Origin of the sequence: Prevotella koreensis (assembly GCF_003977605.1) — a bacterium.
Taxonomy (GTDB): Bacteria; Bacteroidota; Bacteroidia; order Bacteroidales; family Bacteroidaceae; genus Prevotella; species Prevotella koreensis.
This window is the reverse complement of sequence record NZ_RYYU01000001.1, coordinates 1,583,488-1,596,198: the sequence shown is the minus strand read 5'-3', so window position 1 is coordinate 1,596,198 and position 12,711 is coordinate 1,583,488. Positions and strand designations below refer to the sequence as shown.

General features: G+C 46.1%; 13 protein-coding genes. 1 reads left to right on the top strand and 12 read right to left on the bottom strand.

The features are described from left to right. Positions 1-25 precede the first annotated feature (25 nt). Positions 26-448, top strand: a complete 423-nt coding sequence (locus tag EHV08_RS06810; protein ID WP_126678653.1) for a hypothetical protein — start codon at positions 26-28, stop codon at positions 446-448. 110 nt (positions 449-558) lie between these two features. On the opposite strand, the gene EHV08_RS06805 is transcribed toward EHV08_RS06810, so the two are convergent. The 12 genes from EHV08_RS06805 to EHV08_RS11545 all read right to left on the bottom strand — a co-directional run bounded on the left by EHV08_RS06805 (position 559) and on the right by EHV08_RS11545 (position 12,686). Further along, complete coding sequence (locus EHV08_RS06805) at positions 559-2,067, bottom strand: succinate CoA transferase (RefSeq protein ID WP_126678652.1); 1,509 nt, start codon at positions 2,065-2,067, stop codon at positions 559-561. A gap of 249 nt (positions 2,068-2,316) precedes the next feature. Next, positions 2,317-2,874, bottom strand: a complete 558-nt coding sequence (locus tag EHV08_RS06800; RefSeq protein WP_126678651.1) for a Fe-S-containing hydro-lyase — start codon at positions 2,872-2,874, stop codon at positions 2,317-2,319. A 148-nt stretch (positions 2,875-3,022) separates the two neighbouring features. Then, positions 3,023-3,865, bottom strand: a complete 843-nt coding sequence (locus EHV08_RS06795; RefSeq protein ID WP_126678650.1) for a fumarate hydratase — start codon at positions 3,863-3,865, stop codon at positions 3,023-3,025. Positions 3,866-3,918: 53 nt separating this feature from the next. Further along, on the bottom strand, positions 3,919-4,863 hold the full coding sequence (locus EHV08_RS06790; protein WP_126678649.1) for a P-loop NTPase family protein: 945 nt from the start codon (positions 4,861-4,863) through the stop codon (positions 3,919-3,921). A gap of 99 nt (positions 4,864-4,962) precedes the next feature. Beyond that, positions 4,963-5,283 (bottom strand): DUF4387 domain-containing protein, encoded by a 321-nt coding sequence (locus EHV08_RS06785; RefSeq protein WP_126678648.1) that lies wholly within the window; start codon positions 5,281-5,283, stop codon positions 4,963-4,965. Between the two features lie 11 nt (positions 5,284-5,294). Further along, positions 5,295-6,674 (bottom strand): acyclic terpene utilization AtuA family protein, encoded by a 1,380-nt coding sequence (locus EHV08_RS06780; RefSeq protein WP_126678647.1) that lies wholly within the window; start codon positions 6,672-6,674, stop codon positions 5,295-5,297. A gap of 61 nt (positions 6,675-6,735) precedes the next feature. Then, entirely contained in the window at positions 6,736-7,974 is a 1,239-nt protein-coding gene (locus EHV08_RS06775) for a methylaspartate ammonia-lyase (RefSeq protein ID WP_126678646.1), read from the bottom strand. A gap of 88 nt (positions 7,975-8,062) precedes the next feature. Then, positions 8,063-9,526, bottom strand: a complete 1,464-nt coding sequence (locus EHV08_RS06770; protein WP_126678645.1) for a methylaspartate mutase subunit E — start codon at positions 9,524-9,526, stop codon at positions 8,063-8,065. 24 nt (positions 9,527-9,550) lie between these two features. Then, on the bottom strand, positions 9,551-10,933 hold the full coding sequence (gene glmL, locus EHV08_RS06765; protein WP_126678644.1) for a methylaspartate mutase accessory protein GlmL: 1,383 nt from the start codon (positions 10,931-10,933) through the stop codon (positions 9,551-9,553). Further along, positions 10,930-11,343 carry a methylaspartate mutase subunit S gene (gene glmS, locus EHV08_RS06760; protein ID WP_126678643.1) on the bottom strand — a complete coding sequence of 138 codons (414 nt, stop codon included), beginning with the start codon at positions 11,341-11,343 and terminating at the stop codon, positions 10,930-10,932. Before glmS ends, glmL begins: the two co-directional genes overlap by 4 nt. Positions 11,344-11,599: 256 nt before the next feature. After that, positions 11,600-12,343, bottom strand: coding sequence for a hypothetical protein (locus EHV08_RS06755; RefSeq protein ID WP_203227061.1), 744 nt, complete (start codon positions 12,341-12,343; stop codon positions 11,600-11,602). A gap of 73 nt (positions 12,344-12,416) precedes the next feature. Further along, positions 12,417-12,686: a hypothetical protein gene (locus EHV08_RS11545; protein ID WP_148108149.1), complete on the bottom strand. Its 270-nt coding sequence runs from the start codon at positions 12,684-12,686 to the stop codon at positions 12,417-12,419. Positions 12,687-12,711: the final 25 nt, after the last annotated feature.

Below are 12,711 nucleotides of genomic sequence, written 5' to 3'. Positions count from 1 at the left end.
TTATATAAATTTAAGATTATTTTTTATGCTAAAGATTTCAAAGTTTTTGCTGCTTGTATTGGCTTTGTTGACAGTGTCTTGCAATGGTAAGGACGAGTTTGAGGAAAGGTGGGATAAGATGGAGTGGCAGAAGGTTACTTACGGGAGTATATCCAAGAAAGGGCGGAAATATGTACAGATACCAAAAGAGGGTGGTACTTGCACTTTCAAATGTAAGAATTACAAAAAATTCTGGCTTTCTCATGTGGCAATAACAAAAGATGGAAGCAGTATTGTGCACCACGATATTTCAGACGACAGGTTCTCATTCACCGATAAGACTATTCAGGTTTATATTAATGGAGATGTCATGACAGTGCATTTTCCGGCTTCAGACGGAAACGAACGGGAGTTTGAAATTCTCGTCACTGCCGGCAATATATTCTATTATTTCTATTTGACACAGTAGGAACATTGGGTTTAAGACCCTATAATAATAACAAACACGGATTTCTCAATCTATATGACTGAAAAATCCGTGTTTGTTTTTATTCTAATGCGTGAAGCGATTATGACTTATTACTTCACGTATTCTGCATAGTCGGTGAGGTGCATATCGCCTTTGCGTGCCAGTGTGTCGTGCATTGCGAATGCTGCCGGCAGGTTGTGGCGAGTCTGTCCCATCTTTGCAATCTTCAGGTAGTCCCAAAGCAGTTGCTTATAGTCAGGGTGAGCACAGTTTTCGATGATAGCCTGTGCGCGTTCGTAAGGACTCTTGCCGCGCAGGTCGGCCACACCCTGTTCTGTTGCAATTATGTTCACGTCGTGCTCGGTGTGGTCGAGGTGAGAGCAGAAAGGCACGATAGAAGAAATCATACCGTTCTTTGCCGTTGACGGACATGTGAATATGCTTAGGAAAGCATTGCGCTCGAAGTCGCCCGAACCTCCAATACCGTTCATCATCTTTGTTCCGCTGATGTGCGTTGAGTTGGCGTTGCCGTAGAGATCGACCTCTATTGCTGTGTTAATGGCAATCACTCCGAGTCGGCGAATCACCTCCGGAGAGTTTGAAATCTCGCTCTGACGCAGTGTCAGGTGCTTGCGGCAGTAATCCATATTATCGTAAATCTGCATCAGACACTCGTTTGATACGGTGAGCGAACATGCCGAAGCATCTTTCACTCGTCCGGTGAGGAGCATATCTACTACAGAGTCTTGAATAACCTCGGTATATACATTGAAATCGGGCACTTGCTTGTTCTGTGCCAGTGCACCGAGAATGGCGTTGGCCGTAGAACCCACACCGCTCTGTAATGGCAGGAAGGTGGGTGGGATAATGCCGCGGTTCATGTCGGCGATAAGGAATTCGGCAACGTTGTTTCCGATTTGGTCGGTGATAGGGTCGCTATCCTTGAACGCTCTTGCTTCGTCAGGAAGGTTGCATTCAACGACACCGGTCAGTCGGCTTGCGTCGAACTCTATGTATGGTGTTCCTATGCGGTCGCCTACGTTTTCTATTGGAATAGGCTTGCGGTAAGGTGGATCCAGCGGTTCGTAAACGTCATGTATAAACTTGGCGTTAGGGTTGTGGAAACTGTTCAGTTCGAGTATTACACCCTTCTTTGCAAGGCGTACCACTGTAGGTGAGATACCTCCGGCTGCAGTGAGGTAGCAGCGAATCTTGTCGCCAACCTCTTCTATATCACAAACTTCGATTATAGCCCAGTCGATGTCTCCATAGAAACCGTATCGCAGTTCCTGTGCCATGTGAGAGAGGTGGAGGTCGTTGTATGCAATCTCACCGGCATTTACGCTCTTGCGGAAATCGCCGTTTGTGGTGTATGGAGCGCGGTATTTGATGGCTTGAGCAATTGACATTACTCCGTCAGTGCTCTGTCCTGTTGATGCGCCGGTGAAGATTCCTACCTGGAATGGTCTGCCTGCGGTATGTTCTGCCTCGGCTTTCTTTGCCAACTCTCTTGTTACTGCCTTTGCGGTGCCTGCCGGCGTGAATCCGCTCATGCCGATGTTATCGTCATTTTTGATAAGGGCAGCGGCTTCTGCTGCCGTGATACGTGTATATGCCATAAATAAGGTTAGGTTAATATTAGCAGGTGCAAAGTTAATAAAAATAATGGAAAACCAACAAGTTATACCGAAAAGTTTTTAATATATGGATATGAGATATGGAATATATTATTGTGAAAATGCCTACTTTTGTATTCTGATGACAGATTTGGGATAATGAAAACAAGGAGCGGAAATAAACAAAAAAACAAGTGTTCAAAACCAATATACGATGGATATTGATTTTGAACACTTGCAGATATTATAGGATTATTGTTGCATGTATCGGCTTACACCCATTTTATACATGTCGTTCCCCTCGCAGTCTATTGCCACAATAACGGGCAGTTCTTCTACTGTAAGGCGGCGTATTGCCTCGGTGCCGAGTTCGTCGAAGGCTATTACTTCGGCATGCTTCACGCATTTTGCCATTAATGCGGCGGCTCCTCCGATAGCAGCGAAATATACACCGGTGTGCTCTTTCAAAGCCTCTATTACCTCGTTGCTTCTGGAACCCTTGCCAATCATTACCCTAAGACCTTTGCCGATGAGTGTCGGTGAGTAGGCATCCATGCGCCCACCGGTGGTAGGTCCGACAGAACCTATGGGCTGTCCGGGCTTTGCCGGGCATGGTCCGGCATAGTAAACCACCTGTCCTTCAAAGTCGAACGGCATTGGTTCGCCGGCTTCCAACATCTCGCACAGGCGTTTATGTGCAGCATCGCGTGCCGTGTATATCGTGCCTGAAATATATAGCATGTCGCCTGCTTTCAGCGATTTGATCTTCTCGTCAGTGAAAGGGGCTTGCATTATTCTTTTCTCTTCCATCTCTTGTTCTGTTTTATTTTGTTATTGAGAGTTTAGGAGTTGGGGAGTTTGGAAGTTTAGACATAAACCTTACGATTTAAAACTTTCACACATTTTTTTATCTTAACTTCTTTTCTCCCCGCGCCCTTAACTCACAATGTTGTATCTGTTAAAGTTCGCCCTCGGCATGTCTCGTGGCGTGGCAACCGATGTTCACAGACACGGGTAGTCCCGCGATGTGGGTAGCATTGGTGAGTATGTTGACGGTCAATGCTGTTGTCGTGCCGCCGAATCCGCAAGGACCGATTCCCAGTCGGTTGATTTCTTCGAGCAGTTCGGTCTCTAATTGTGCCACAGTCTCGTTCTTGCTGTGACTTCCTACGGGGCGCAACAAAGCCTTCTTGCTGAGATAAGCCGCACGTTCCATTGTTCCACCGATGCCCACTCCCACTATTATTGGTGGGCAAGGATTGCCCCCGGCTGTGGCAACGGTGTCGATAATGAATTTCTTTATGCCCGGAATACCGGCACTTGGGGTGAGCATCTTCAGTCCGCTCTTGTTCTCGCTGCCGAATCCTTTGGGCGAAACTACGATGCGGAAGCAGTCGCCCTCTACAATCTCGTAGTGTATTATGGCCGGTGTGTTATCGTTTGTGTTCACGCGGTCGATAGGGTCTTTTACCACCGATTTGCGCAGATAGCCCTTTGTATAACCCTGTCTTACGCCTTGATTTATGGCATCTTCGATGAAGCCTTCGGTCACATGGACATCCTGTCCCATTTCTACGAAGACAACCGTCATGCCCGTATCCTGACAGATAGGGCACCGCTCGTTGCGTGCTATGTCTGCATTCTGTACGATAGTGTCGATTATCTGTTTCCCCAATGGCGATTTTTCTACTGCCGAACGGTTTTTCAGTCCGCAGTAAATATCGTCAGACAACACGTAGCAAGCCTCTATGCAGAGTTTCTCTACGAGTTGTGTTATCTCTGTTGCTCTTATTTCTCTCATTCTGTTTTTGTTTAAAGTGATAGCCAATGCCTGCCGCCCGCGGCCTGCGTGTGCTAATCTTCTCTTGTAAGGAAATACTGAGTATTCCTGTTCATAATGTTTTCGGTGTTCTTATCCACCAGACCTATGAGACAATAGGTATTGGTTTCGGGGTCGTGGATGAGTTCCTTTACCAATGAGAAATTCTTTATTTCTGACGTGTTCTTCACCTGTAGGCGCGGTCCGTCACAATCTACGATATTCTCTCCTATCTTTATGTGGTCTTCGTCATAATATGCAATGGGCAGTGACTGTTCGATGATATTTTTCACTTTTGACTCAAGCAATTCGATGTCGATGTCATTTTTCTTGTAGAACTTCATCACGAAACCGTTGCGCACATCAGAGAAATAATATTGGTCGTGCATGATGTTGAAATCCTCTTGCAGCACGAGTCGTGTTATTTCCTCTGCCGAATGAGCCATTTTCCTGTACTTTAGTGATTTATGCACAATCTCGTAAATGCTTTCCGGCAGTGGTCCGAAAACGCTTGGTCGCGTAACGATTATTTCCTCTCCGATGCCTATGATGATGTCGGCATTGATGCCGAGGGTTTGGTGTATGAGGTTGAAATGCTCTATGATCACCCTCTTCTTGTGGTCGAGCAGTGTTCTTATGAACTGTGCTATCTCGTACATCTGCAAGAATCCCTGCATGAAACGTATGTCGAGATGAAAAGATGCGGCTTCGCGAACCTCGTTGAGCGCGATGGTGTCTCGTGCCAGCATTATCTTTCGTGGGTTGATTATGTCGTCATCATTTGACAATTCGAGTCCCGGGAACATTCCCTTTATGAGCGACGATTTGCCCGAACCGGCATCACCCACTATGCCTATGAGCCTGTCTGAAAACTGCAAATGGCGTTGTGATATGTGTTCGCCGAGGAATATGAGACGTTCCTTTCCGCGTGGCGCATAGTACTGCGATACGATGAGATATTTCTGAAGAGGGTTTATCATAAGCCGTTAATCTCAAGTAATGATGGAGCGAAAAAAGCCTTCCCTCCGGCAATGCTAACAAGGCAAAAGCATAAAGACCGAGGAAAGGCTTTGAAAGTATTAAAGTTCAAACGAACTCTTCATGAGGGGCACATGTTGCTGTGCGCCATACACGTCTGTCTCACCAAGGGCTCCTGATGGGATAGGACGTACTATCGTAATCTTGATTGCCTTTGCAGGGTCGAAGTGTACGATGTTGATGATGTCTTCCTCTTTTATTTTGTATAAGTCGGCGAACATCTTGTTATTGAAGATTTGAGCAGCCTTCACTTTCCCGTAAATGTCGAAATCCTTGAAAATGACATCGAATGTCAGTTCGTATGGTCCCGAGTTCTTACTCCTTATGACGGATGCCACGTCTATCAAATTATATTTCTGCATAATCGTTGCTTTTAACAGTTGCTTACTCCGTTATTGAATGTCTCGTAGCATATCGGGAAGAGGCTTACGGGGTCGTCCACCTGTAATAAGTGGTAGATATTGAACTCGAACACCTCGCCCATCTTACAGTCGGACGGTGAGAACGGGAATGCCAGATTGCCGGCAGTGGAGATGCGTCCCTCGTAACCGAAGTGGAGCATCGTGCTGCGTGCGAAACTGCAAATGGTGTTGGCAGTTTCCTGAGTGTCGGCAACGGCTTCGATGATTATGAGCAACTCGTCAGAGTGTGATTCCTCAGAGCCTTCAAACATAGCCATTACACCTTTCTTTCCGTATATCTTGAAGTCGAGGAAGAAGTCGGTAATGCCATATTTCTCGAAGTTGTTCTCAACGCGTTCCCTCACGCTCTTCACGATACTGTCAATCTTGGAAATCATCACAGGATCCTTGACTGCAGCGGGAGACATGGTGCGATAGCCTACACGACGCACGCCTTCAAGTTTCACGAAATACTGTTCCGTTGGTACGAACTTGCTGCCTGATACGCGCACTTTGTTGTCGTCAATCTGCTCGAATTTTGACTCGTGCAGGTTGATTGCACCTCCCGGGCCTGGCAAGATGTATGGGTTTGTCTTCTCGTAGAGAGTGTGTGCTGCGATTGACAGTGTGGTACACTTGCGCAGTGGAGACAATGGTTCGAGCACGAAGTCGTCCTTATGGAGGTAGCCGAACATGCAATCGCTGCCGCTTCCGGGCAGAGCGCATATCGCAGCACATTCCAATATCTTACCCAAGTGTATGGCAAGACCTTTGTCGAAGCCCTCTTTTATGGCGAGTGCGGCAAATACCGAAGGGTCGTAAGAACGTCCGGCGATAATCACGTCGGCACCTTCTTCGAGAGCATTGATATAAGGTTGTTCGCCAATCTGAGCCACTATGTGAACCGCTTCGTCAACATCCTTCTCTGTGATAGGCTTTGCCGGAGCAAGCGGAGTAACCTTTCCGTTGCGCAGGTTTTCCTTAATGAAATCCTTTTCGAACTCCGACTGAATTACAGCCATTTTGAAAGAAAGTTTCTTCTCGGCAGCAATCTCACGCACAATGTCGAGCACGAACTCAACGTGTGGTCTCGCACCACTTCCGCCTGCCGTTCCCACTATCACGGGAATCTTTGCCTCGATGCCTGCGGGTATCATTATTTCGAGGTCTCTCTTCACTGAGTTGCGGTCGGTGAATGATATTCCTGCGCCGAGATAATAAGGTCCCGGGTCTGACGAGCCGGCATCAACGGCTATCACGTGCGGCTTGCGTTTCATTCCCTCCACGAACGACTCCAAAGGAAATCCGTATCCGAGTATCGCGGTGGGGGAGAGTATTCTCATCTCTTCCATTTCTTCTTGTGCTTTAATATTGTTTGGTTTTACCATTCGCTCAATTTGTCACTGAGCCATGTTATTTTGTCAATGCGAGTATGCGGCTCATCTCGTTGAACACTATCATGTAACCCTCATCAACGCCCATACCCGGTTTTGCCAGATACTGAACAGGCGATGTGGCCATTGCGATGTGTGCGCATACCTCTGCCGAGCGGTTGGTCTCGTTGCATGTACCGCCGAGATAAGCACCCATGTTGTTCTGTTTGCAGTAGATAACAGCCTCGATAGTGTTGTTTATACCTCCGAGGTCAGGAGTCTTTATCTGTGCCATGTGGCTGGCCTTGCTTGCGGTGAAGTCCTTGATGTCTTCCAATGTGTTGCACCATTCGTCGGCAACGATTTCTGCATCGATGCCATCGCGGTCCATTGCAGCGCGTATTGCGGCAAGTGCTTCTATCTGAGCCTTCTTCTCGCCCATATCAACAGGGCCTTCAACTCTCAGGTGGAACGGTTTTGCTATCTCTGCAACCTCACCTATATATTTTGCGATAGCCTCGAAATCATTGTTGAAAACGATGCCCAATGTGCCATATACGTCAATGTGGATTGTCGGGTTGTAGCACTCGCATGGACGCAGTTTGATGATGCGGTTGCGCAGCCATTCTACATACTCCTTAATCTTTTCGCCTTTCAGACCTACCTTTGTCTCCACGTGATTGAAGAGAGCGTGTGGCAACACGTCTGCCGCTTTCATTATCATCTTGTCGGCATTCATGTAGCGGTCGTCTCCCGACTGTGAGAATATCGGTATGATGGTCTTTGAAATTTCGGTGCCATACTCTTCGGCTATTACCTGTGCCATGAGTTTTGAATTGCTTTTTGCAACAGCGTCGAGACATGCCTGTGTAACGCCATAGCGGATAGCCGTGTGATATATCTTGCCTGTTGAGGGACTGATACTCTTATCAACGATGTCTGCCATTTCGCGGAAAGAGGTGATTTCCTTACCTTCATAGAGAGGAGCAATCTCCTTTTCGATAACCGGAATGAAGTCGGCAGCGAGGAACAGAGGGTCGCGACCGCCTGCACCGGAGTACTGCACTGCGGCGCAGTCGCCGTATGCAATGGCTCCATTCTCTAATACGAACATCACACAAATTGACTCACCCGCCTGTCTTACTGCCGTGAAACCGGGAGTTACAGGTGTGCCTTCATAGAAAGCACCGTCGTTCTTTGCGCCTGACTTGATGGCCTTTTGGTCGTCGAAGAAGAAACCGGTTTTTCCCGGTGCGCACACTACTTTTTGAATTTTCATATTCAGATATTTAAGGGTTTACTATTCTTTAATCCACTATATTCTTTGTTTTTTTCACTATATTCTTAAAATCCAAGCCCGTCTTGTGTTATTCGTCTGCGGCTTTTGGTCTTCCAACAAGGTTTCCTTTGCCAATGGCATAGACATCATCTATCACCATCTGGAAACTAACGGGACGGTTTTCGAACTTGGCGCGCTCTTCCAACTTGCTCCGGTGGAAATCTATAAGATCTTGAGTGAACGGCATGTGACCGAGGTCGAGTATTCTCACAGCACCCAAGTTGTCGCGTGCCGGCATCACTTTGCCTGCATTGAACTTGCTCGGAGCGAATGGAACGTCGATTACGCCGGCCTCGAATGCTGCCACAGTACCTACGGCATAGTCGCCCTTACCCAGTTCTTCTACCTTGTCGAGGATACATTTCATCTCGGCCATGATTATCTCGCTTTCTTCTACAACAGCAGGAATTTCGCGGAAATTCTGGTCTTTAAGCATGCTGATAACCTGCTTCGTTGCACGCAGTCCGGCAGCATTGGCCTCCTTTGTCGGAACACCCATTGCCTCGTGTGGCGTTTTCACGATAACCTTTGTGGCCTTTGCCAGTGCAGCAGCGGCAGCACCCCATGAGATAACTCCGAACGATTTTGCCTCGTCCTGTGGGAAACCTCCCATCCACTGGTGGAATACGGTAGTGATGCGGGCATCTGTGAAGCCGAAACGGTCTAAGTATTTGCGTGTCATTATGTCGAGGGCGCGAATGGCGGCAACGTCCTGCATGAGGTTTCCGCACTGTCCGTAACCCACCGTGAGGTCTTTCACTCCCTGTGTGGCAGCGAGCAATGCCTCGATTACGGCAACGACATTAGAGATACATGGAGGAATAAGTGTACCGGTGAGCGGGCCGAACGGCTCTCTGTTTATCGACACTCCGGCCTCTTCATACATACCCACGAGACGGTCGGTGTACTGCCAGTGGGCAATAACTTTGTCTATTGGGTGATTCTTGGAATATGGTACATTATATGATATGCCACCGCCTTCATACGAGGTGAAGCCACCGGCGATTGAAATCTCGGTCAGCAGACGAGCGTCGGGGGTTCCGTGACGCACCTGAACAGGACTTTTCAGTGCCGAAGTTACTCTGCGGCAAATGTCCACACCGTAGTTCACGATGGGGAAACCATTGAGCATCGACCTGCCCGTTTCGCGGCTTTTCTGTATTCCTGTCTCTGCTTCGTGGTAGCGATTCAGACGGGTGTAACTGTCCACCGTTGATGGCAGAAGGTCGGCCTCGCCCTCTTCTTCAAGAAATTTCAGCAGTTTCGTGTGCTCTTCATAGAGCGCAACACCTGCACGAGGCTGTATCAGCGTAGTCTTTTCTTCTACGGCTTTAGCCAGTTTTGCAGAGAAACGTTTCTCGGGTGCTATGCTCTTCTGATAAGCCACAGCCTCTTCGAAATCTACTCCCTTACCTGTTTCCCATTGTGCCAGCACTTCTTTTCTTTCGGCAAAGAACTGGTCTTCTGAAATTTTCTGGTTTTTTAATTCCATAGGTTGTTCTGAGGAATTTATTAATTATATAAGTTTTATTTCTTCTTTCAATATCTTTAATGCCAGTTTCGGCTCCACGGTGCTTAGCAGTCCCATCGATGCGAAGATGTATTTCTTGTCGAGCATGTACTTGGGATTCTTGGGTTTTGCATACATGGCGGTTGCCGCTGTTGTGCTCTCAGCCCCCCTAAGTATGTTCTCCGGGTTGTCGCTGTTTATTATCGAACCGCCTATACCTACTATGTATGGCACCTGTGTGAGGTCTTTTCCTGTCAGTGTGAAAATCTGTCCGAGTGGAGTGTATGCTTGTTCGAAATATCCGCAGTGGCGTTCCACCGCCATTCTCACCGCATTCCGTGCCAGTCCCTGCTCGATTTTCGCCTCTTCCTCGCACGTCGGAAGTGTGGCGGGGTGGGCTGAGCACCTCTCAATCCACGCTTCTATCTTCTCCTGTTGCACACCGATTTCCTGTGCGAAGACCTCCATATTGAGTTCATCGGCCAGTGAAGTCAGGCTATATCTCATTCCGAGGTCGCCTTCCACCGATCGTTTGCTGTATGGTTCGGGCAAGCCTTTCACCAGAACGTTTTCTATAGTCGGTGCACCGTCTGCCATTGAATAAACGTCTGTCGTGGCACCGCCAAGGTCAACAGCCATCAGGTCGCCTATTCCGGGATCCACGCCGTGACCCTTGCTGAGCAGTTCGCAGCCTGTCAGTACGGCCAATGGTGTCGGTACGATTTGGTTTTCGCACATCTTCTGTACCTTCGACAGTCCTTTGGCATCTATTATTCTGCTGATGAAGAGTTCTTTTATTTTCTGTTTTGCAGGCAAGATGTTAATCTTGTTGAACTGCGGCATCACGTTCTCCGTTATCACGCATTCCCTTCCCGAACTCTTGAAAATCTCTTCCAGTTCATACGATGCACTCTTGTTGCCGGCCGCAATGATAGCGAAATTGCGCTTTATGTCGCACAAACGTTTGGCATTGGCAAGTATCACCTCCTTGTTGCCGCCGTCGGTACCTCCGCATAGCAGCACAAGGTCGGGGTTGATGTCGTATATTTCCTGTTGCTCGGCCTGTGATATTTCGAATGCGTATGTCTTTACCACCTTTGCTCCGGCACTCGATGCCGCCATCTTCGCAGCCTTTGCGGTAAGTTCGGGAACAAGTCCCAGTGCCACCATCTTCAGTCCGCCGGCAGCACTGCTGCAGCAAAGGAGTTTGTCATATTTGAACTCTCTGATTTCAGTTTCCAACTTCTGTAGTGCATTGCGCAGTCCTTCCATCACGTCGGTCTCAATGGTGGTGAAGGCTGCAGCCGTTCCCACCACCTTGCACGACACCGAGTCGATGGCCGTGACCTTCGTGTATGTGCTGCCGAAGTCAACTGTCAGGTAGTTCATGACTTTGATAATATCTCTTCTAAGTCTGCTATTGTTGTCTCACAAGGAGTTCCGGGAGGATAAACTTTCGTGAATCCCATTGCCATGAAACGCTTTTCCACGTCTTCGAAATTCTGTTTTCCGACAACGAGATTACCTCCTGCCAGAATGGGTATATCTTTCAGACCGGCCTCTTCACATTTTTCACGCAGTCCGTTACAGTCAATCTCTCCGTGACCATACATTGATGACACGAGGATTGCGTCTGCATTTGTCTCGAGCGCTGCGGCGATATACTCTTCCTGAGCCACCATTACACCGAGATTAACAACGTTAAATCCTGCCTGCTCCAAAGCATAGCACAAGATTTTGTTACCGACGGCATGCACGTCAGCACCGATTACACCGGTCACTACAGTTTTCTTGTCCATAGTACAATTCTGTGTATTATTATTTAAAGGTTAAAAATTCCTTTTTATATAAATATAAGGTGTTGCCACCTACGCTGTATTATAAGTTTACGCAAAAGTACATATAATTATGTATCTAAAAGTTATTATAAACATTAATTAACTTTATTAACCATCTTTGTGTAATGGACTGGACAGAAAGACAGAAAGTTTGAGAACAAAAAGACAAAAAGAATATAAGGTTAAATCACAATCAGTCATTTTTTGTCCACAATTATTAAAAAATGATTCTTATTGGTATCCTGTCCGTTTTCATACGTTCCTTGTCAGGAGTCCATTTTATCGTTTTTTTATAAATATCCTCTATCTTTTCAATATAGCATTGAGGTATTTTCGTACCAGAGTCTTTCTGTCTAAAAGATATTTTTATTATGTTTCCCTCTTTATCCGCAATACAATAACCGCGCAACTCTTCCGGCTGATGTAAATTCAAAATGTCTGATATGGAATCCATGTAATTTATTAAAACTGTTTTGTCAGAAACTATTGAGTCTTCCACGACAGCCTTTGGTACTATATCATATCTTACCTCTTTCTCCATAATATTATTTATCAAAGCCAACAACTTCTTGGATGTTTTATAATACTTGCCATCATACAGTGCATGAAACCTATCAAGACACATAGTTGCCAGAAGTTCGCCCGAAAAATAAAAATAAATCTTGCATCGAACATCTATCACGGGATTTCCAGACGGCTTAAGTCTTTCAATTCTTCTCTGCAACTTATCTATAATTGAAATATCTGTTGAAATATATCCTGTTGATTTGAAAGCCTTTTCAAATGATTTACATGAAACATTCACATCTGTCTCCTTATACCAACCTGCATATAAAACAACTATGCTGTCCACCTTATTAATATCCTTCCCCAAACAGGTGAATGGGAGGATCCATAGTATCAGTATGATTATCTGTTCCATATATTTATCTATTCTATAACGATTTCTTCTTATTTCCATATATTATCACATTTTTTACTTCTTCCTTTGGCTTATTCTTTGTCAGGACCTACCCTTTCTACTATAATGCCCATTACTGTTTAATCTTTTGTATGGGAAGTATTATAGAATTTCCGGAATAAAATATATTAGGACTAAAAGCCTTAATACCTTCTAATTGTTTGCAAATAACCTCTTCATCGCAAATAACTAAAAGGTTTCTTAAATATTCAACAATATTAAAATCTTTATCATTGTTATTATAACCTTCTTGTAGTAACTGAATTGTAAATTGCTTGCCGGGAGATAGTTTTACCGTAAATGTTGAAAATATCTCATGGATAATTGTAATGTCACATTCCATACCTATTTCAAAGAGGCTTGAACTA

Coding starts and splice junctions, on each gene's coding strand:
- EHV08_RS06810 (WP_126678653.1), top strand. CDS start 26: ATGCTAAAGATTTCAAAGTTTTTGCTGCTTGTATTGGCTTTGTTGACA.
- EHV08_RS06805 (WP_126678652.1), bottom strand. CDS start 2,067: ATGGCATATACACGTATCACGGCAGCAGAAGCCGCTGCCCTTATCAAA.
- EHV08_RS06800 (WP_126678651.1), bottom strand. CDS start 2,874: ATGGAAGAGAAAAGAATAATGCAAGCCCCTTTCACTGACGAGAAGATC.
- EHV08_RS06795 (WP_126678650.1), bottom strand. CDS start 3,865: ATGAGAGAAATAAGAGCAACAGAGATAACACAACTCGTAGAGAAACTC.
- EHV08_RS06790 (WP_126678649.1), bottom strand. CDS start 4,863: ATGATAAACCCTCTTCAGAAATATCTCATCGTATCGCAGTACTATGCG.
- EHV08_RS06785 (WP_126678648.1), bottom strand. CDS start 5,283: ATGCAGAAATATAATTTGATAGACGTGGCATCCGTCATAAGGAGTAAG.
- EHV08_RS06780 (WP_126678647.1), bottom strand. CDS start 6,674: ATGGAAGAGATGAGAATACTCTCCCCCACCGCGATACTCGGATACGGA.
- EHV08_RS06775 (WP_126678646.1), bottom strand. CDS start 7,974: ATGAAAATTCAAAAAGTAGTGTGCGCACCGGGAAAAACCGGTTTCTTC.
- EHV08_RS06770 (WP_126678645.1), bottom strand. CDS start 9,526: ATGGAATTAAAAAACCAGAAAATTTCAGAAGACCAGTTCTTTGCCGAA.
- glmL (WP_126678644.1), bottom strand. CDS start 10,933: ATGAACTACCTGACAGTTGACTTCGGCAGCACATACACGAAGGTCACG.
- glmS (WP_126678643.1), bottom strand. CDS start 11,343: ATGGACAAGAAAACTGTAGTGACCGGTGTAATCGGTGCTGACGTGCAT.
- EHV08_RS06755 (WP_203227061.1), bottom strand. CDS start 12,343: ATGGAAATAAGAAGAAATCGTTATAGAATAGATAAATATATGGAACAG.
- EHV08_RS11545 (WP_148108149.1), bottom strand. CDS start 12,686: ATGGAATGTGACATTACAATTATCCATGAGATATTTTCAACATTTACG.